The sequence below is a fragment of the Acinetobacter sp. WZC-1 genome (genome assembly GCF_052544965.1).
Genome location: NZ_CP199370.1, coordinates 2,070,011 through 2,089,327, shown reverse-complemented (window position 1 = coordinate 2,089,327; position 19,317 = coordinate 2,070,011). Strand labels below are relative to the sequence as shown.

17 protein-coding genes are annotated in these 19,317 nt (G+C 47.6%); 9 read left to right on the top strand and 8 right to left on the bottom strand.

The window, feature by feature from the left end; translation table 11 throughout:
• Positions 1-155 precede the first annotated feature (155 nt).
• A complete protein-coding gene (locus ACT6PV_RS09635; protein WP_445116162.1) occupies positions 156-935 on the bottom strand; it encodes a ferredoxin--NADP reductase in 780 nt (259 codons plus the stop codon).
• Positions 936-1,040: 105 nt separating this feature from the next.
• On the opposite strand from ACT6PV_RS09635, the gene tsaA reads away from it, so the two are divergent.
• Together tsaA and ACT6PV_RS09625 are read left to right on the top strand one after the other, a co-directional pair.
• Entirely contained in the window at positions 1,041-1,757 is a 717-nt protein-coding gene (gene tsaA / locus ACT6PV_RS09630) for a tRNA (N6-threonylcarbamoyladenosine(37)-N6)-methyltransferase TrmO (protein WP_445116161.1), read from the top strand.
• A gap of 335 nt (positions 1,758-2,092) precedes the next feature.
• Positions 2,093-3,850 (top strand): GspE/PulE family protein, encoded by a 1,758-nt coding sequence (locus ACT6PV_RS09625; protein ID WP_445116160.1) that lies wholly within the window; start codon positions 2,093-2,095, stop codon positions 3,848-3,850.
• 120 nt (positions 3,851-3,970) lie between these two features.
• Here ACT6PV_RS09625 and hemP read toward each other — a convergent pair whose 3' ends face one another.
• Complete coding sequence (gene hemP / locus ACT6PV_RS09620; protein ID WP_100241596.1) at positions 3,971-4,141, bottom strand: hemin uptake protein HemP; 171 nt, start codon at positions 4,139-4,141, stop codon at positions 3,971-3,973.
• Between the two features lie 143 nt (positions 4,142-4,284).
• Here hemP and ACT6PV_RS09615 point away from each other — a divergent pair, with 143 nt between their 5' ends.
• The gene (locus tag ACT6PV_RS09615; RefSeq protein ID WP_445116159.1) at positions 4,285-5,208 is read left to right on the top strand and encodes an NUDIX domain-containing protein; all 924 of its coding nucleotides are present in this window, start codon (positions 4,285-4,287) and stop codon (positions 5,206-5,208) included.
• Positions 5,209-5,253: 45 nt separating this feature from the next.
• Here the strand turns inward: ACT6PV_RS09615 and ACT6PV_RS09610 are convergent, their stop codons facing one another.
• Both ACT6PV_RS09610 and mrcB read right to left on the bottom strand, forming a co-directional pair.
• Positions 5,254-5,808: a tetratricopeptide repeat protein gene (locus tag ACT6PV_RS09610; RefSeq protein ID WP_445117085.1), complete on the bottom strand. Its 555-nt coding sequence runs from the start codon at positions 5,806-5,808 to the stop codon at positions 5,254-5,256.
• Positions 5,809-5,837: 29 nt separating this feature from the next.
• The gene (gene mrcB, locus ACT6PV_RS09605; RefSeq protein WP_445116158.1) at positions 5,838-8,237 is read right to left on the bottom strand and encodes a penicillin-binding protein 1B; all 2,400 of its coding nucleotides are present in this window, start codon (positions 8,235-8,237) and stop codon (positions 5,838-5,840) included.
• Positions 8,238-8,471: 234 nt separating this feature from the next.
• Here mrcB and ACT6PV_RS09600 point away from each other — a divergent pair, with 234 nt between their 5' ends.
• Positions 8,472-9,377, top strand: coding sequence for an NAD(+) kinase (locus ACT6PV_RS09600; protein WP_445116157.1), 906 nt, complete (start codon positions 8,472-8,474; stop codon positions 9,375-9,377).
• A 2-nt stretch (positions 9,378-9,379) separates the two neighbouring features.
• Entirely contained in the window at positions 9,380-9,652 is a 273-nt protein-coding gene (locus ACT6PV_RS09595) for a YeaC family protein (RefSeq protein ID WP_445116156.1), read from the top strand.
• A 121-nt stretch (positions 9,653-9,773) separates the two neighbouring features.
• Here the strand turns inward: ACT6PV_RS09595 and ACT6PV_RS09590 are convergent, their stop codons facing one another.
• Positions 9,774-10,766 carry a glycosyl transferase family protein gene (locus ACT6PV_RS09590; protein ID WP_445116155.1) on the bottom strand — a complete coding sequence of 331 codons (993 nt, stop codon included), beginning with the start codon at positions 10,764-10,766 and terminating at the stop codon, positions 9,774-9,776.
• Positions 10,767-11,084: 318 nt separating this feature from the next.
• Here ACT6PV_RS09590 and pheA point away from each other — a divergent pair, with 318 nt between their 5' ends.
• From pheA to yaaA, 4 genes are all read left to right on the top strand, one after another.
• A complete protein-coding gene (gene pheA, locus ACT6PV_RS09585; protein WP_445116154.1) occupies positions 11,085-12,194 on the top strand; it encodes a prephenate dehydratase in 1,110 nt (369 codons plus the stop codon).
• A 9-nt stretch (positions 12,195-12,203) separates the two neighbouring features.
• The gene (locus ACT6PV_RS09580) at positions 12,204-14,450 is read left to right on the top strand and encodes a bifunctional prephenate dehydrogenase/3-phosphoshikimate 1-carboxyvinyltransferase (protein WP_445116153.1); all 2,247 of its coding nucleotides are present in this window, start codon (positions 12,204-12,206) and stop codon (positions 14,448-14,450) included.
• Between the two features lie 112 nt (positions 14,451-14,562).
• Positions 14,563-14,931, top strand: a complete 369-nt coding sequence (locus tag ACT6PV_RS09575; protein WP_445116152.1) for a hypothetical protein — start codon at positions 14,563-14,565, stop codon at positions 14,929-14,931.
• Positions 14,932-15,240: 309 nt separating this feature from the next.
• Positions 15,241-16,020 (top strand): peroxide stress protein YaaA, encoded by a 780-nt coding sequence (yaaA, locus tag ACT6PV_RS09570; protein ID WP_445116151.1) that lies wholly within the window; start codon positions 15,241-15,243, stop codon positions 16,018-16,020.
• 174 nt (positions 16,021-16,194) lie between these two features.
• Here the strand turns inward: yaaA and ACT6PV_RS09565 are convergent, their stop codons facing one another.
• From ACT6PV_RS09565 to ACT6PV_RS09555, 3 genes are all read right to left on the bottom strand, one after another.
• Entirely contained in the window at positions 16,195-16,998 is an 804-nt protein-coding gene (locus tag ACT6PV_RS09565) for a DUF4198 domain-containing protein (RefSeq protein ID WP_445116150.1), read from the bottom strand.
• Between the two features lie 298 nt (positions 16,999-17,296).
• Positions 17,297-17,779, bottom strand: a complete 483-nt coding sequence (locus tag ACT6PV_RS09560) for an FKBP-type peptidyl-prolyl cis-trans isomerase (protein WP_445116149.1) — start codon at positions 17,777-17,779, stop codon at positions 17,297-17,299.
• 156 nt (positions 17,780-17,935) lie between these two features.
• A complete protein-coding gene (locus tag ACT6PV_RS09555) occupies positions 17,936-19,222 on the bottom strand; it encodes an NAD(P)/FAD-dependent oxidoreductase (RefSeq protein WP_445116148.1) in 1,287 nt (428 codons plus the stop codon).
• Between the last annotated feature and the right edge of the window lie 95 nt (positions 19,223-19,317).

Genomic DNA, 19,317 nt, shown 5'->3' with positions numbered 1-19,317 from the left:
CCAGGGCAGTGATGAATAACGATGATGTTTTAAATAAAGTGTTGTAAATAAATTCTGTTTTAGAAAGTGCAGTGTGAAAAAACCGGGGCGCAGTTTAATTTTACCCCGGTTTTATCATACTGATGTGTTTATATCAGTGGCGTTGATTTTCAAGCTTATTTTTCCACAAAGGCGCGTTCAATCACGTAGTCGCCCAGTTCACCCATGCGAGGAGATTCCTTCAGACCATGCTGATCCAGCAGAGCTGCAACATCCTTCAAAAAGGCAGGGCTGCCACAGAGCATGGCACGGTCGACTTCAGGGTTGAAACGTTGCAGGCCAATTTTTTCAAATAAGTCACCACTTTCAATTGCCGTGGTGACCCGACCCTGAGTATGGAAATCTTCACGGGTCACGGTTGGGTAATACACCAGTTTTTCCTGAACACCCAGCTCCTGGAAAAACTCATGGCCTGGCAGTTCACTTAAAATCAGGTCCTGATAGGCCAGTTCAGAAATGAAACGGGTACCATGCACCACAATGACTTTTTCATAGCGCTCATAGGTTTCAGGATCACGAATAATCGCCAGGAAAGGTGCAAGTCCGGTACCGGAAGACAACAGGTATAAATTTTTCCCTGGGTTTAAGTCATCATGCACCAGGGTTCCGGTTGGTTTCTTTGAAATGAGAATTTCATCGCCGACCTGTACCTTTTGCAGGATTGACGTTAAAGGACCATCCTGTACTTTAATGGAAAAGAACTCCAGTTCTTCTTCATAGTTGGCACTGGCAATTGAATAAGCACGCATTAAAGGCTTACCATTGACTTCAAGTCCAATCATCACAAATTGACCATTTTTATAACGTAACGCGGTATCACGTGTCGTTTTAAAACTGAATAATGTGTCATTCCAGTGGTGTACGTGAGTAATCTTTTCGACGTTGAAAGCTGCCATTAAAGGTCTCAATAAATTATCAGATTAGAACAGGTTACTATTCTAATCTAAAATCATTCCCGATAAACTGAATATATTGAATTGTATTTATCAGAAAAAGTGATGATGCCTGAACTGAATTTGCCCATAATTGGTTATATGCAATCGCCCTATAAGGAAAAATTCGGTATTCCACGCCAGCCCAATCTGGTGCCGGTTGAATCCTTTATCGAGATGCAGGCCCCTTATAATGATCTGCTGGCATTTGAGGGGATCGAGGAATTCAGCCATTTGTGGCTGGTCTGGCAGTTTCATGACAATAAACATCCGCAGCACCCGCATATTTTCCGGGCACAGGTGCGGCCACCACGACTGGGTGGGAATAAAAAAATCGGGGTATTTGCCACCCGCAGTATGTACCGGCCGGCACCGATTGGTCTGTCCGTGGTTCAGTTACAGGCTGTCAGAAAAGTCGGGGCATCGGTCAGGGTGTATGTGACTGGCAGTGATCTGCTGGATGGAACCCCGGTGCTGGACATTAAACCCTATATTCAGTATTCAGATGCAATCCTGCATGCCCGCAGTGGCTATGCACAGCATGAACCTGAACGTAAGCAGGTCAGCTGGACAGCCCAGGCCACGCAGCAGAAGCTGACATTAATGGAGCGTGGGCAGAGTGACAGCAGGATAATGCATGAACTGGAGCAGGTTTTATCGCTTGATCCACGACCGGCTTATCAGGACGATCAGGCACGCATTTACGCCATGCGTTTTGCAGCGCTGGATGTACGTTTTCGGGTCAGTGCAACACAGATTGAGATTGTGGCTGTTGTGCTGTTGTAAGGTCCGAAGATGCAATAGGTGCCAATGCCAAGGCTGGTAATGTTGGTGTCGATCAATGACCCGGTAACAGGTTCAAAGTAGCTGTTCCACGCTATTTGTCTTTTACTGGCCTGGCGATCAGCCACCTCAGGTTCCACTTTGTAAGCGGTGACCATCATTTTATTTTGTATCCTGCAAATTTCATGGCATTTTACGGGTATATTGTTGTATTTATTTCAGTCATGACTACAGCCGGTCGATAATAGAATAAACAGCCGGGCGCTTTGGAGTGCAGTATGCAGGATGATTGAACGTTTTGCGATTATGGTGTCGATGATGATCTGGGGTGTTGAATCATGAATTTTAATTTTGAAATTGATACCACCTGGTGTCTGGAACAATTATTAAAAGATGGGCGTATTACTGAACGCAATAAGTTACTCATACAGACCACACATAGACAAAAAGAACAGCTGAAGTGGCACCCCTTGCAGTGGATTGCCCATTTCAGTTTAAGTGATCAGGCACAACCACAGCACAGGCTGACTTTAACTGTGTTGTGTCAATGGCTGGCCGAAACGGCACAGATGCCTTTATATACCATTGACCCCCTCAAGGCTGATGTGACGGCACTGACCGGTGTCATGTCGCAGGAATTTGCGCTCAGAAATAAAATCCTGGCGGTGGAAGTGGCTGCCGATAAAATTCTGATTGGTACCGATCAGCCCTTTGTCATCGATTGGATAAACAATCTTGAACGCAGTCTGAGACCGGGAAAAATTGAACGTGTTTTGCTGAGTCCGGATCAGTTACAGCGATATTTGACTGAATATTATCAGGTCAGCCGGGCGGTCAGTTCTTCTCAGAAGTCGGGGAATTATGACCAGGAAAATAAAGGTGTGGAAGCACTGTTACAGTTGGGCGATACGCAGAATCCGGATGCCAATGATCAGCATATTGTCAAACTGGTGGACTGGGTGTTGCAATTTGCCTTTGAACAGAGCGCCAGTGATATCCATCTTGAGCCACGAAAAGACAACGGCAAGGTCAGATTCCGTATCGATGGCGTATTGCACACTATTTATAATATGCCGGCCAGTACACTGACTGCAGTGATTTCACGTATTAAGATTCTGGGGCGAATGAATGTGGCAGAAAAGCGCAAGCCTCAGGATGGGCGCTTAAAAACCCGGACTCCCAGGGGACAGGAGACGGAATTACGCTTATCCACCTTACCCACTGCCTTTGGCGAAAAGATGGTGATGCGTATATTTGATCCAGAGGTACTGGTGCACAGTTTTCAGCAGCTGGGTTTTGATGAACATCTGCTGAAGGACTGGCGGGCGATGACCGCGCATAGTCACGGTATTATTCTGGTGACAGGGCCGACAGGTTCAGGAAAAACCACCACGCTGTATTCCTCACTGAAGCAATTGGCTACAGAGCAGGTCAATGTCTGTACCATTGAAGATCCGATTGAAATGCTGGAACCGAGTTTTAACCAGATGCAGGTCAATCAGGGCATTGAGCTGGGGTTTGCAGATGGTGTCCGTGCACTGATGCGCCAGGACCCGGACATCATCATGGTGGGGGAAATACGTGATCAGGACACGGCCAATATGGCGATTCAGGCGGCGCTTACCGGTCATTTGGTTTTATCGACCCTGCATACCAATGACGCACCCTCCAGTCTGACCCGATTGCACGATCTGGGGGTGCAGCCATTTTTAACCGCTGCCACCATTCTGGGCATACTGGCGCAGCGGCTGGTGCGCAGATTATGTCCGCACTGTAAGCAACTCGGACCAGTCAATGCGCAGGAATGGGAACATCTCACCTTTGATTATATTATGGAAATGCCTGAGCAGGTTTATCAGGCCAGAGGCTGTGAAAAGTGCCGTCAGACCGGATATAAGGGGCGGGTGGGAATTTATGAGTTCATGCCGATCAGTCTTGAAGCCAAACAGAAAATCAGTGCCCATGCCACATTGGATGATCTGCGGGCGCAGGCCAAAAAAGAAGGTGTGGAACCTTTGCGTATTGTCGGGGCACGTAAGATTACAGAAGGCGTGACCACTCTGGAAGAAGTGTTAAGAGTGGTGCCACTGCATTGAAAAATAAATCGTTTCATTGGGCAAACCATCCAGGATGGTCTGCCCAATGAAAATATAAAAGCAATATGCGCTGATTCATACTGCCTGTTCCCACGTTTATTATTATTGAAATTATTTTTATTATTTCGTCAGAATAAGACGGTTATTACGTGTTAAACGTAAACGGTATTCCTCTCCTGCATGCATGATCCGGATTTCACGGCCTAAAGCAAAAAGGTTATTGGAGTGCAGCATCGGTAGTGCATGTGCGGATTCTGTATTACGGGTAAATAAGCTAAAAGGTGCGTTCATTGTTATTGCTCCATCAGTGGGGTATTGTGCTGAGTGATTTAAATGATAATCATTATCGAATAGGCCTGTCAACGATAATTTTGGTGATTTTCAAAAAACTTTAAATTGCTTACACTCTGTAAAATTTATTCATGTTTATTGCTATGTCAAAACCATCTGTTCATGTTGCGATTGCAGTGTTGTTTCATCAGGGAAAAGTGCTGGTCGGATGGCGCAATAGCCATCAGCATCAGGGAAATAAGTCTGAGTTTCCCGGTGGGAAAGTGGAGCAGGGGGAAACTCCGGAGCAGGCCTGCCGCCGGGAAGTGCGTGAAGAAGTGGGCATGGACATTCAGCACTGGCATGCGTTTGATCTGCTTCAGCATGACTATGATGATATTCAGGTCAATCTGCATTTATTTCATGCAGTTGTCCCGCAACAGCAGCTGTCCCGTGTACAGGCGCCCTGGGCCTGGTATCGCCGGGAGCAGTTATCCGGGTTAAATTTTCCGGCGGCCAATCAGGCGATTATTCAGCGCCTGCAATGGCCGCATTATATTAAAATTTCAGATGATCTGTCCGCTATGCAGCAGTTGCCTGAAGATACTTTGCTGTACTGGCGCAATGATCAGAGTAGCATCAGCGCTGACGGTGTCATTCATGGGGTTACGCATGAGATTACTCAGTCTGGCAATGCTTCAGTGCAGCAGTTGATTTTAAATATTGATCACTGGAAGGTACTTAATCCGGGGCAGCAACTCCGGATTGCAGCCGTACATTTTAAGCACAGTCAGCTCATGGCAGCAGCAAAGGGTGATTTACCGGTGGGAATTCGCTGTATTGCTGCATGTCATGATCAGCTTTCGCTGGCACGGGCGCAGCAGCTGGGATTTGATGCGGTATTACTCAGTCCTGTGCAGGGGACCGCAACACATACTGATGCTCAGGTACTGGGCTGGGGACAGTTCAGCACACTTGCCGCACTGTGTGATATTCCGGTGTTTGCCCTGGGCGGATTAAAACCTGCGGATCTGCAATATGCTCAGCAGCAGCATGCCTATGGTGTGGCGGGGATTCGGCATTTCTGATCCATTACGGGCTTAATGGCATCACATCAGCCCGGCCTGGAAGGTTTAAAGTGATTTTAAGCGGGCCTGGGCTTCCTGAACGGTGCCGGCCTTGTTCTGGGATTGCCCGGCCTTTAAGATGATCTGCCACAGTTGTTTTTTCATGGCATTGGACTGTGCATAGCTGAGTCCGCGCCGTGCCAGTGATTCTGCATTGGCCGGTTGATTTTTATGACCGGCAATTAAGGCCAGGTATAAAAAAGTTTCTGCAGACTGGGGCGCCAGTCGCTGGGCATGCATGGCAGATTTTTCTGCTTCATCCCATTTTCCCTGTTTAAACGCGGTCTGGGTTTCCTGCATCAATTGTTTAAACACAGGAAGCTGGCGGCCATCATCAAATTTCTGCAGCTGCGTTTTTTGCTGCGGGACAATCACCTGAAGCTGTTTGCGCTGGATTTCCGGGCGATCATAAGGGGTGATTTTTACACCATCCGGTGTTTCCACTCCCGGTTTTTTGCCGGGTTGGGCAGGGGACGGTGTTGGGGAGGTGTGCTGGGTCGGGAGAGACTGACAGCCTGCCAGGCTGATCAATCCCGCCACCAGAATAACTTGCTTCAACAACATATAATTTAAACTCATGCTCAATGCCGTTAATCGTGATAACTGCCGCTGGAAATGACGTTCACCTGAGGATTCAGGTCCCGCTGCATATCATGTTCACTGTCACGGATATAGTCTTCAATATTATCGTGGGAGGCCGACTGGGAAGCGTTATTTTGCGTATCCGGTGTGTAAGTCGGCTCCACCTGGTAGTGTGGCATGCCACATGCCGTAGCGCGGTTGGGTATGGTGCGCCGTAACAGGGGAATATACATACTGCCTTCACAGCCTTCAGCAGATAACTGGCCGCTTGCCGGGTCAAGCCATTGCCATTGTACTTCATCTGTCTGTCTCAGATTGACCGGTTTCTGACGTAATTGTTTCATGACATTGGTCCAGACCGGTAAAGCGCCGGTGGATCCGGTCAGGCCGGTGATTTTATTGTCATCCAGTCCCAGCCAGACCACGGCCAGGTGGTTGCCCGAATAACCGGCAAACCATGAGTCACGGGTGTCATTGGTGGTGCCTGATTTTCCTGCCAGCTTCAGTTCAGGAGAAAGCGCATTATAGGCAGATTTACCGGTACCGGAGGACATCACCTGTTGCAGGCCGTAATTCAGAATATAGGCCGCAGAGGGATCAATGGTCTGCTGAACATTTAAACTGTAACGGTCCAGAATCCGGCCATTGGAATCCACCACGGAACGGATGGCTTTCACCGGATATTTAAAGCCACCGGTGGCAAAGTTTCCATAAATACTCATCATTTCCATCGGCGACATATTGACAGCGCCCAGCAAGGCGGAAGGGTAAGCGGGCACGGTGGAGGTGACACCAAACTTCGTCAGCTGATTGCTGAATGCCGCCAGACCAAATTCCTGCCCCAGACGTACTGCAGACAGGTTATAGGAGTTTGCCAGGGCCTGTACCATAGGCACCAGTCCATGGCCTTCACCACTGTAGTTTTTAGGGGTCCAGGACTTATTGCCTGCAACCGGAATGCTGATGGGACTGTCTTCAATCTGACTGGCCCAGTTATAGCGGCCTGATTCAATCGCACTTAAGTAAATGACGGGTTTCAGCAATGAACCGACCTGACGTTTGGCATCGATGGTACGGTTAAAACCGGTAAAGTCCTGAGTGGAACCCACTGCTGCAATCAGCTCACCATTTTCAGGGTGAGAGACCAGTACAGCACCCTGCAGATCCTTTAACCGTGCCGGACTGGCTTTTGAAAGTCTTGACACTGTTTCACGGAAACTGGCCTGAACGCGGGTCTGTGCAATCGGATCCAGTGTGGTGAAAATACGCAGTCCCTGATTGGTTAAATCAGATTCCTGATACTCGGTTTTCAGCTGACGACGGACAATGTCCAGGAAATCCGGGAAACGGGCAGTGCCAATTCCTGGTTTCTCTACAATATTTAACGGGCGGGCCGCTTCTTTGTCATACTGCTCCTGAGTCAGATAGCCCATGATCAGCATATTGTGTAAAACCACGTTACGGCGCTTCTGGGCCGCTTCCGGGTTTTTCCACGGATTATATAAAGTCGGCCCCTGTACCAGACCCACTAAAAATGCCTGTTGGGCAATGTTCAGCTCACGTAAGGGCAGGCCAAAATAAAACTGAGAGGCCAGACCGTAGCCATTGACCGAATAATTACCACTTTGTCCCAGGTTGACTTCATTCAGGTAGGCTTCCAGAATTTCGTCCTTACTGTAATGTAACTCAAGCAACAGCGACATCAGTGCTTCATTGACTTTCCGCTTCAGGGTTCTTTCCGGGGTCAGGTAGAAATTTTTCACCAGCTGCTGGGTCAGGGTGGAACCGCCCTGACGCTTACCACCGGTAATGTTGCTGACCAGTGCACGTGCAGTTCCACGGAAGGAAATACCATGATGATGATAGAAATTTCGGTCTTCCGTGGCAATCAGGGCCTCAATCAGGGATTTCGGGACTTTATTGAGCTTAATCAGCACCCGGTCTTCATTATGCTGTGGGTAAATTCCACCAATCAGCATGGGTTCCAGTCGGGCGATACCGGTATTGGATGGTTTGGTGGCTCGAACATCCACCACCTGGTCGCCGCTAAAGGAAACCTGTAAAACCTGTTCAGGGTCCGCGCTGTCGCCATAATCAAAGCCGCGGGTATGCACATACATGGAGCTGGCCTGAATCACGTAACTGCCCGGTTTGGCATAGCTGTCACTGCTTTTATAGCCCAGCAGTTTCAGTTCCTGTTCAAACTCTTTCTGAGCAACCGGCGCATTGGCATAAATTTCCAGCGGCCGTGCAAAAACCTTGGCCGGAATGTCCCAGCGATTGCCTTCAAACTTTTCACGGATAATATTATCCAGCCGGACTAAATACACACTGAATGCCAGAAATGCCACGATGACCAGCACAGAAAAAATGAATGCTATAAAACCAATACCGCGTTCAGACTTCATATATAAAGCTAAGACCCTGATTATTTTTGTCAATCATGCGAAGCTTTTCTTAAATTTGCAATAATTAAACTGTGAAATAAGCACAATTCAGGATACAAAGTTAAGCAATTTGTTATATGAATGTGTTTAACCGATTGTGATGGCTGAGCATGCATGAATAATCCCGGAGTGTATATCAACAAGCTCCGGTGTTAGTGCTATCATAATCGGAATTACTGTGGAGCCCGGGCATACGTGCAAATATCAGCAAAGACCTTTCGCAATATCGGATTAATCGGGCGACCCGACAAATCTTCTGTAGTCGATACTTTATGCCTGATTCATGACCATATTCTCAGTCTTGGTCTGCATCCTGTTTTCGACGCGGAAACGGCTGAACTGGTTCCCCATGAAAATACCCAGACCGTCAGCCGTCACCTGCTGGGTGAGGTGGTGGACCTGGTGATTGTGGTCGGTGGGGATGGTTCCTTACTGCATGCAGCACGGGCACTGGTCAAATATCATACCCCGGTGATTGGGGTAAACCGTGGCCGACTGGGTTTTTTGACTGATATTACCCCGGCAGAAGCAATTTATAAGCTGGATCAGGTCTTACAGGGGCATTTTCAGCTGGATCGTCGTTTTCTGCTGGAAATGGAAATCCGCACCGGCAATGAAGTGGTTTATAATGCCATCGCGCTGAATGATGTGGTGCTGCATTCGGGAAAATCGGTACATATGCTGGATTTTGAACTGAATATTGATGGACAATATGTTTATCGGCAGCACAGTGATGGCCTGATTGTTTCCACACCGACCGGTTCCACCGCCTATGCGTTGTCAGGCGGAGGACCGATTGTGCATCCGGGTATGGACGCCATTGCCCTGGTTCCCATGCATCCGCACACCCTGTCTTCCCGGCCAATTATCGTGGGCGGGCAGAGTGAAATTAAAATCAGAATTCGTGAAAATCGGGTATTGCCGATGGTCAGTGCCGATGGTCAGCACAGCGTCTCACTGAATATCGGGGATTGTTTACATATACGTAAACATCCCTTTAAACTCATTTTATTACATCCACCAGGTTACGACTTTTATATGGCCTGTCGTACCAAACTTGGCTGGAATCAGGATTTTGATTCATTGCAACAGCAGGATTGACCATGAATATTGAACAGATGCTTACGGTACTGGATGCTGATATCGTAGAGCGATTAAGGACTGCGGTGGAAATCGGTAAATGGCCGAACGGTATTGCCCTGACCCAGGAGCAGCGTCAGATCTGTATGCAGGCTGTGATTGCCTGGGAAATTCAGAATTTACCGGAAACCGAACGCAGCGGTTATATTGACCGGGGCAAAAAAGAAGAAGGTGAAGTCTGTGAAGATGACCATCACCTGCATGAACCGGAATTCAAACCGATTCGTTTTATCTGACGGACTGCTGCCTGTCATTTGATCGCCCCGCAGCTTAGATATGCTCAGATACAGACGGGGCCATACAAGGACGTTAGAATGCATGGTGATACAGGCCATGCACTCTAGTCCGGGACATCAATTATCGGCTTTGCCACAGTTCCCCGGCTTTCTGCATGGCCTTATCATAATCGCTGCAGACGCCCATGGTGTATAGGGCAATGCCAATGGTTTCAGTGACTGCAATTTCCCCATATGGATGGGTCTGTCGGCCTTCCCATACTGCTTTAAATATACTCAGGTCCAGTGCTTCCTCTACCGGGCTGCGGTTCTCTGTCAGTTTGGGAAGTTCGTGCTGGTATAATGTGCCCTGTCTGATACCGCATATCAGGGTTCTGGCATCCGGATTACGCTCAAATTCGCCACCTTCACCTTTAATGACTGCGCTGTTCTGATAGCCGAGCTGAAACGCTGCCTGCTGATGGGAGCTGCGATAGGCCGGGTGGAAAATAGCCTGCAGGGTTGCCGGAGCATTAAAGGGGTTGATCAGTCGTGCCAGTGTGTGAATGGGTGAGCGCAGGCCCATGACATTTCTTAAGGCGATTAAATCGCTGAGCACTGGAGAAATGACATGCAGCGGTAAATAGGCAAAATGCTGCTGTGCTAATTGTGCTGCAACGTCAGATTCATGTTCGCAGATGGGATAGCCCAGATATTGCAGTACCTGTTCGGTATATATTCGGTTCAGGGTGTGGCCTGATGCGCCATGCATGACAATGTTATAGCCGTGCTTTGCCAGGGTCAGGGCAGCCAGTAGGAACCACGGATAATGCTTGCGTTTTCCGGCATAGGATGACCAGTCCAGGTCAACATGCAGTGGTTTGAAATTCAGCTGGTCCTTTGTGGCTTGTACAAATCCGGTCAGTTCGTCCACGGATTCCTCCTTGACCCGCAGTAACATGAGAAATGCACCCAGCTGCACATCCAGCACTTCATGGTTTAAAATCATGCTGAATGCCTGATAAGCTTCTGCATGGGTCAGTGACCTGGCGCCATTTTTGCCTTTTCCGATGATACGGACATACTGGGCAAAAGGATGTTCGAAGTCCTGGTATAAGTTTCTTTTGTTGTCCATGAGTTCCGGGGCATTTCAGATAAAATGAATGTTCATACTATGCCATAAAAATGGGCAGGACATAAAACCAGTCGGCATAAAGATGAAGCAACATAAAAACAAATGACATAACAATCAAACGAAGCAAAAGCATGCTTCATGGCATCAGACCGGCAGGGGATCAGAGGTTGTCAGCGACAGTGGAAATGACAGGCAACGCAGGCACAGTTTACCGGGCTGGATTTTTTAATCAATTTGCTGAAAAAGTTGTCTTGTCTAACATCTGAAAGCTGACTATTGTTATACTGTCTAAATTCCGTTTTGCAGAGCGACATAATAATGATCAACGATGATCAAAATACGACGACTTCTCTTGACCTTTCTAAAATACGTGAAGATATTGACTCTGTTGATCAGCAGATTCAGCAACTGATCAACCGTCGGGCACGGCTGGCAGAAGCAGTGGCAAAGGCGAAATTTGCTTCTGAAGAAAATCCGATGTTTTATCGTCCTGAACGCGAAGCCCAGGTCTTGCGTAAGGTGATGGAACGTAATGAGGGCCCCTTGTCTGATGTGACCATGGCCCGTCTGTTCCGTGAGATCATGTCGGCCTGTCTGGCACTGGAAGCACCACAGAGTATTGCTTTTCTCGGTCCGGCCGGCACATTTACCCATTCTGCGGTGCTGAAGCATTTTGGTCAGGATGCCCTGATCCGTCCCTTACCGACCATTGACGAAGTGTTCCGTGAAGTGGAAGCCGGCAGTGCCCACTATGGCCTGGTACCGGTGGAAAACTCGTCTGAAGGTGTGGTGAATCACACTCTGGACTGTTTTAAGGCGTCATATCTGAATGTGATTGGCGAGGTGGAACTGCGGATCCATCATCAATTTCTGATTTCTGCCCATACCCGCAAGGACAGCATCAAGCAGATTTATGCACATCAGCAGACACTGGCGCAATGCCGCAACTGGCTGGATGTACATTATCCGGGAGTGGAGCGTGTAGCGCTGAGTTCCAATGCCGAAGCTGCCCGCCGGATCCGTAATGAATGGCATTCTGCGGCAATTGCCTCCGATGTAGCCGCAAATCTTTATGAGCTTGAAATTCTGCATGGCAATATTGAGGATAATCCGGAGAACACCACACGTTTTCTGGTGATCGGCCGTGAGAAAGTGCCCGAGAGCGGCAATGACAAAACGTCATTATTGATTTCTGCACATGATCGTGCCGGCGCCTTACTGGAAATTCTTGCCCCATTTGCAAAACATAATATCAGTCTGACCAGTATTGAAACCCGCCCGGCGCTGCCGGAAAAATGGGCCTATGTGTTCTTTATTGATCTGAAAGGTCATGTTGAACAGGATAATGTCAGGGCTGCCATTGAAGACATCCGTCCATTGGTCAAGGAAGTGCGGGTATTGGGCTCCTATCCTGTGGCTGTACTGTAAGATTCAGTCATGGCACAGCGATTATTTAAAAAAGTTGCATTTATTGGGTTTGGACTGATTGGTTCAAGCCTGGCACGGGTGATTGCGGCACAGCAGCTGGCAGATCAGGTGGTGGCATGCACACGTTCAGCGCAAACCCTGGAAGATGCACTGGCCCTGGGGCTGATCCAGCAGGGATTCAGCAATCCGGCTGAGGCGGTGCAGGGGGCAGATCTGGTGGTGCTGGCCTTGCCGGTACGAGCCACGCAGCAGATGCTGGAAAATATTCAGTCTGATCTGTCCGAACAGACCATCATTACCGATGTCGGCAGTACCAAAGGCAATGTTGTGGATGCTGCACGGGCAGTATATGGCGATATGCTGCCTGCCGGATTTGTGCCGGGGCATCCGATTGCCGGCAGTGAACATACCGGTGTACATGCCGGAAAAGTGGATTTATTTACTGGTCATAAAGTGATTCTGACGCCTCTGGTCACCAGTGCGGATTGGGCTGTGGAAAAACTGACGCTGTTATGGCAGGCTGCCGGTGCAGAAGTGATCTGTATGGATGTGGAAAAGCATGATGAAGTGCTGGCACATACCAGTCATTTACCGCATCTCATGGCGTTTAACCTGGTGGAGCAACTGGCGAACCGGGAAGACAATCTGGATATTTTCCGTTATGCCGCCGGCGGTTTTCGTGATTTCTCACGTATTGCAGCCAGTGATTCGCACATGTGGCATGACATCTTTTTTGCCAATAAAAAAGCGATATTAAAGGCAGTGGATGGCTTTGAAGCACAATTGTCCACTTTAAAAACATTGATTGAAAATGAAAACTCACAGGCATTGATGGGATTGCTCGGGCATGCACAGGCAGCACGTCAGCACTTTAATCATATGCTCGCCAATAAACCCCTGATGGAGAACAACAAGGTGACACAGCAATTTACCATTTTGCCGGGTGCTCATACATTTAAAGGTGAATTCAGCGTACCCGGGGACAAATCCGTGTCGCATCGTTCCATCATGTTCGGGGCGATTGCAGAGGGTACAACCCATGTCACCGGTTTCCTGGAAGGTGAGGATGCGTTGGCAACTCTGCAGGCATTCCGGGATATGGGGGTCAGTATTGAAGGGCCGAAAAATGGCGAAGTCACCATTCATGGTGTGGGAATGTATGGTCTGAAAGCACCGGCTGGTGCGCTGTATATGGGGAACTCCGGTACGTCCATGCGCCTGTTGTCAGGCATGTTGTCTGCACAGCAATTTAACTCGGTCATGACCGGCGATGCGTCACTGTCCAGACGTCCAATGGAGCGGATTGCAAAACCGTTACGTCTTATGGGTGCACAGATTCAGACCACCGGTGAGCGGGGTACGCCACCGGTGTCCATCACCGGCGGTCAGCATTTACAGGGCATTCACTATGATCTACCCATGGCGTCTGCTCAGGTCAAATCCGGGATTCTGCTGGCGGGGCTGTGGGCCGAAGGTGAAGTTTCAGTAACAGAACCGGAACCGACCCGTGACCACACCGAACGTATGTTACGTGCCTTTGGTTATGAGGTGAAAACCGAAGCTAACCGCATTTCATTGCAGGGCGGTGGTCAACTGACAGCAACTGAAATTCAGGTGCCTTCAGACATTTCCTCGGCAGCATTCTTTATGGTGGGTGCGGCCATTACTGAACATTCAGATATTACCCTGCAGGCGGTGGGTATTAATCCCACCCGTACCGGTGTGATTGAAATTCTGAAACAGATGGGGGCAGATCTGACGGTTGAAAATGAACGGATGGCCGGTGGTGAACCGATTGCTGATATCCGTATCCGGGGAACCCGTACGCTGAAGGGCATTCATATGCCGGAGGATCAGGTTCCGCTGGCGATTGATGAATTCCCGGCATTATTTATTGCAGCAGCATGTGCAGAAGGGCAGACCATTTTAACCGGTGCCGCCGAGCTGCGTGTCAAGGAATCTGACCGTATTCAGGTGATGGCGGATGGGTTGAAAACCATGGGAATTGACTGCACACCGACTGAAGACGGCATTATTATTCAGGGCCGGGGTAAATCCGGCGACTGGTCACCGATTTTTACAGGCGGTAAGATTGAATCGCATCATGATCATCGTATTGCCATGAGTTTCAGTATGGCAGGCCTGCGGGCTTCGGGTGAAATTAACATCCTGGGAACTGAAACAGTTGCCACCAGTTTTCCTGATTTTACCCAGCTGACCCGTCGGGCAGGGCTGGCCATTCAGGTCAGTGAATAAATCGGTTTGATTTTGTAAAATTTGTCAGACAACAGTCAGGCTTTCGCTTGGCTGTCTGGCTTTTATTGCTTATGCTCATTGCATACAATGATAACGTCTTTTGGATGAAGCAATGAGAAAATTACAATTTACAGCAAACTGTAAAAATCATACTCAGGGAGCGAATGCCTGTCATGTAACACAGGCTTATGTCACGGATTTACTGTCTGCACAGTTGTCTCAGTATGGTTTTAAAACGGACACAATGGCTTCGGATGAAAATCTTGTCGTGAGTGTGGAAAATCATCCAATCGATCTGGGCGTATCCTGTTGTGTAAATCAGGACGGTTTACTGAGTTGTGAAATTTCCGCCCATGCAGATGAGCAACAGGCCTGGTTTAAAAAAATTGAAACGCAGAGCGTGATTAAGCAACTGGCGAATGCAGTTGAAAATACCTTAAAAAAAGATGAAACCTTCAGCGACTTTGAATGGAAAAATTAATTGAATGAATCATTCACTTTACAAACAATGGTTACTTTATAAATAACTGTTACTTTCTAAAATATGGTTTGTTTTTGAATTTTAAAGTGTGGTGAAAATGAAGCTGGCGGCCGGCGGTATGCCTGAGTGTTCCTGGTTCAGTGGCTATGATTTTAGAGTCAGGGTTTTAAGTCTGTCGCACCTCATGTTTGAATTCGCTCAGACTTTTGCGATGATATTCAGCGGAAACATGAATTGGAATTCAGGTCATGCTGCTGTTATAGTTATTCTTCTTCGTATTTCAGCCATTATTTTCCGATCAGGATGTCCATGCTCGCTTTAATTTCTCCTGCCAAGACCCTCGATTATGTTTCTGCACTGCCTACGGATCAGCACAGTTTACCCCGATTACTGAATGAATCCAGTCGGTTGATTGAAGTCAGCCGTCAACTGTCTGTGTCAGACATTGCCCGTTTGATGAGTGTCAGTGAAAAAATTGCCCGTCTGAATGTAGAGCGGTTTCGTGACTGGCAGCCGGATTTCAGTTTTGCCAATGCCCGTCAGGCAATATATGCCTTTAAGGGAGACGTCTATACGGGGCTGAATGCATATGACCTGTCGGCAAAGCATGTTGAGTTTGCACAAAAGCATCTGCGTATGTTATCTGGTCTGTATGGACTGTTACGTCCACTTGATCTGATGATGCCTTACCGGCTGGAGATGGGAACCCGATTACAAAATCCCCGTGGGCATAATCTTTATGAGTTCTGGGGGGAGCGAATTACCGATTTAATTCAAAAGGATCTGGAACAGTCAGGCTCACAATTACTGGTGAATCTGGCGTCAGATGAATATTATAAAGCGGTGAAGGAAAGTAAAATCCAGGCTGAAATCATCAAACCGGTATTCCTGGATCAGAAAAATGGTCAGTATAAAGTCATCAGCTTTTATGCCAAAAAAGCCCGTGGTTTAATGGCACGTTATATCATTGAAAATCAACTGGACAAAGCGGATGGATTAAAGGATTTTCGTCAGGAGGGTTATTATTTCGATGCAGACAGTTCCTTAAAAGGCGAACTGGTGTTTAAGCGGGATGAACGGATAGCATAAATCAGATGCACATTTAAAAATGATGATCTGAAAAATAAAAATTTGAACAATGAATGCCCAGAAAACCAGTGTCTGGAAAATGAAAACTTTTAGCCAGAACCGTCTGGTTACTGAAATAGTGGCGGCAGAGCTTTTCAGTTCTGCCCCCGTTTATTAACTCAGTGTTAAGGAAATTTAAGGCGCGACCTGTAAGGAAATAATGGTGTAATACTGATTTTCAGGTTTTTTCCCTGGATCGGTTTTCCGGGTCACTTCCACAATATATTGACCTGTAGTAGGGAACTGTACTTGTGCTACACCTTCTGTATTTGTGGCAGTCTGAATAGCCTTGTCTTCCTCACCGCCCTGTACCAGTATCCGGATCTGAGCGTCCTGTACCGGTTGCTGACTGTTTTGCAGCACCCGGATGCTGACAGGTGTATTTGCCCTGATTTCATTGGGATGTACTGAAAAACTGACATTCAGTGCTGTATCGGTCTTTTCCGCAATGGCTGATGTTTTGTTTTTTGACACATAACTCTGGATGGTCCATTCACGTGTCACACTTTCAGGTTGCGGTGCTTTTCCCTTTTTAAAATCATCAGGAATCAGATAGGGGCGATCAGCAATGGGACCGGCCTGCTCAGCACTGACTTCGTGAAATTCTTTCCAGACCTTGTTATGCAATGCATATTTCAAAGGAAAGGACACCCGGGAAGAAATGGCATAAGTGCCTTCTTCAGGCAGGGGAAGATCAAAAACGGTTACAGACTTCAAGGCAGTCTCAGGTTTAATGGTCGTGCTTTTCTGTGTCGGTGTCACTACGATAAAAGAAGGTTCCCGCAGGGCATATTCACTGCTGAAGGTATGTTCTGCAAAGCCGGATATGATAGGAATCTGAGTGTTTTTAGTCAGGTAGGCCAATGGTGCAACATAGGGTTCGTGTGCCCAGCAGACTGTGGAAATCAGTGTGGAGGTAAATAAGAGAAATTTTTTCATATCAGGCCTGTAGGTGATGATAATTGATTGGATTTTGCAAATAATATTCATTATCATTATAGGGCACGGAAACGATTATGCAAGTTTTATAAAGAATGATCAATCACTTAAGAGCGCATGACTCTGCTGTATATATCGTATATAGCCGATTAAAGGCCCGAATAGACTGCAGATCAGCTGGGTCAGGTATCTGACGGAATGTATGGAACATAAAAAAAGGCAAAGTCGGAACTTTGCCTTTTGATGATCAATACTTATCAGTGTCTAATGTCTGTCAGTACTCATGCCTGTATGGCGATCAGTGATGATGCCCGCCGGCACCGTGAACATGACCGTGTTCCAGTTCTTCAGCAGACGCATCACGGATTTCGATGATTTCAACTTCAAAAGTAAGGTCCTGACCGGCCAGTGGGAAGTTGGCATCCACCACAATATTGTCACCTTCAACTGCTTTTACAGTGACAATCTGCACACCGTCATCGGTCTGTGCCTGGAACTGCATACCCGGTTCAATGTTTTCTACACCCTGGAACATCTGTGCAGGAACTTCCTGGACCAGATCCGGGTTGTATTCGCCATAGCCTTCAGCGGCAGGAACATTGACGGTGAATTTATCTCCCAGGCTTTTACCTTCCAGTGCTTTTTCCAGTCCAGGAATGATATTACCTGCGCCATGCAAATAGGCAAGTGGTTCTCCCTGGGATTGATCGAGGGTCTCACCCCCAGCGTTGGTCAATGTATAGTGGAAAGAAACCACGTGATCATTTGCAATAGCGGTCATGTTATTGATCCATTCAATATTTTAAGGGTATATCATAAAGTGAAAAGCCCTTTTTGTAGACCGGAATTACTAAAAAGTAGACCAGTATTACTAAAAAAATGCAAATTCAGCCTTTTTATGATGGTTTTTTCATAAATAAGGGCAAAAAATTAAATTTCAATGTAATTTAATTTTTGGTGCAATCTTCCGTGTAACAAAATCCTTGACCGTCAGTATACCTGCCTGGGTATAACCGTAAATAGCGGCCTGATGTATACGGTACAAAGACACATACATGGATTTTGCAATAAAGCCCTGCACATTGACCTGGCCGAGTAATTCACCCACCGCTTTGTTTTTGCTTAATGAGACCAGGGAGCCCCGGTCTGAAAACTGAAACATCGGCTGCTGTTTTCCCCTGATCCGGGCTTTCATGGCATCCACCAGGAAAGCGGCTTGCTGACTGGCCACCTGGGCACGGGGTGCCAGGGCAGCTTCACGGGCATCCAGCACGCAATGTGCGCAGTCTCCAAAGGCAAAGATATTCGGGTCGGATCGGGTTTGCAGTGTAGCATAGACGATTAAACGGCCCATCCGGTCCTTTTCAAATCCTTTCAGGTTTGAGATGACCGGTGGCGCCTTAATGCCGGCAGCCCAGACTTTTAATTCGGCGGTAATGCTGTGGCCATCATTGAAATAAATTTTTTCGGCATCAATTTTTTCCACACGCCTGGCAGTCAGGACATCAATATCCATCTGTCTGAGCTGTTCGGTAGCATGATCAGCTATTTTTTCCGACAGGGCGGGCAGAATACGTTCAGCTCCTTCAATCAGGGAAATTTGAACGTGCTGCGGATTGATTTTATTTAAGCCGTACTGATAAAAATTTTGTTTGGATTCGACCAGTTCCGCAGCCAGTTCCACGCCGGTGGCTCCGGCTCCGATAATCGCAATTTTTAAGTCACGTTCGATATTTTTATTCTGGGCGTCCAGGTATAAATGCAGTAAGTCCTGCTGAAATATTTCCGCCTGAGCCATGCTGTCCAGAAAATGACAATATTGCTGCACGCCGGGGGTGTTGAAATCGTTGGAAACGGAGCCGACTGCCAGAATCAGGGTGTCATAGCTGAGTGCTATGGGTGCTGTTGTGGATTCATATTTGCTGGATTGTGTTCTGCTTAAAATAATCTCTTTCCGGTCGGGATGGACATCTTCCAGCTGCCCCAGTACAAACTCGTAATAATGTCTGGCGGCATGCGCATAGTAATTGGTTTCTTCAGCGCTGGGATTCATGGTGCCGGCGGCAATTTCGTGCAGCAGCGGCTTCCAGATATGGGTCAGTTTCTGATCGACCAGGCTGATGCGGGCTTTTCTGGATTTGCCAAGGGTGTTACCCAGCTGGGTCGCAAGTTCCAGACCACCTGCGCCACCACCGACGATAACAATATGATGAAGTTCAGACATATGTTTTACCCGATTGTTTTTTGAAAATAGGAGAGGTTTAATTTGCCATTGCATGTGTGCTTTATCCAGTATTCTGTCATGCAGTTTATTTATTT

Excerpts from the sequence above, each read along its gene's own strand:
- ACT6PV_RS09575 (WP_445116152.1), top strand. The coding sequence starts at position 14,563 with ATGAGAAAATTACAATTTACAGCAAACTGTAAAAATCATACTCAGGGA.
- ACT6PV_RS09590 (WP_445116155.1), bottom strand. The coding sequence starts at position 10,766 with ATGGACAACAAAAGAAACTTATACCAGGACTTCGAACATCCTTTTGCC.
- hemP (WP_100241596.1), bottom strand. The coding sequence starts at position 4,141 with ATGAACGCACCTTTTAGCTTATTTACCCGTAATACAGAATCCGCACAT.
- ACT6PV_RS09580 (WP_445116153.1), top strand. The coding sequence starts at position 12,204 with ATGGCACAGCGATTATTTAAAAAAGTTGCATTTATTGGGTTTGGACTG.
- tsaA (WP_445116161.1), top strand. The coding sequence starts at position 1,041 with ATGCCTGAACTGAATTTGCCCATAATTGGTTATATGCAATCGCCCTAT.
- pheA (WP_445116154.1), top strand. The coding sequence starts at position 11,085 with ATGATCAACGATGATCAAAATACGACGACTTCTCTTGACCTTTCTAAA.
- mrcB (WP_445116158.1), bottom strand. The coding sequence starts at position 8,237 with ATGAAGTCTGAACGCGGTATTGGTTTTATAGCATTCATTTTTTCTGTG.
- yaaA (WP_445116151.1), top strand. The coding sequence starts at position 15,241 with ATGCTCGCTTTAATTTCTCCTGCCAAGACCCTCGATTATGTTTCTGCA.
- ACT6PV_RS09560 (WP_445116149.1), bottom strand. The coding sequence starts at position 17,779 with ATGACCGCTATTGCAAATGATCACGTGGTTTCTTTCCACTATACATTG.
- ACT6PV_RS09615 (WP_445116159.1), top strand. The coding sequence starts at position 4,285 with ATGTCAAAACCATCTGTTCATGTTGCGATTGCAGTGTTGTTTCATCAG.
- ACT6PV_RS09635 (WP_445116162.1), bottom strand. The coding sequence starts at position 935 with ATGGCAGCTTTCAACGTCGAAAAGATTACTCACGTACACCACTGGAAT.
- ACT6PV_RS09565 (WP_445116150.1), bottom strand. The coding sequence starts at position 16,998 with ATGAAAAAATTTCTCTTATTTACCTCCACACTGATTTCCACAGTCTGC.
- ACT6PV_RS09625 (WP_445116160.1), top strand. The coding sequence starts at position 2,093 with ATGAATTTTAATTTTGAAATTGATACCACCTGGTGTCTGGAACAATTA.
- ACT6PV_RS09555 (WP_445116148.1), bottom strand. The coding sequence starts at position 19,222 with ATGTCTGAACTTCATCATATTGTTATCGTCGGTGGTGGCGCAGGTGGT.
- ACT6PV_RS09595 (WP_445116156.1), top strand. The coding sequence starts at position 9,380 with ATGAATATTGAACAGATGCTTACGGTACTGGATGCTGATATCGTAGAG.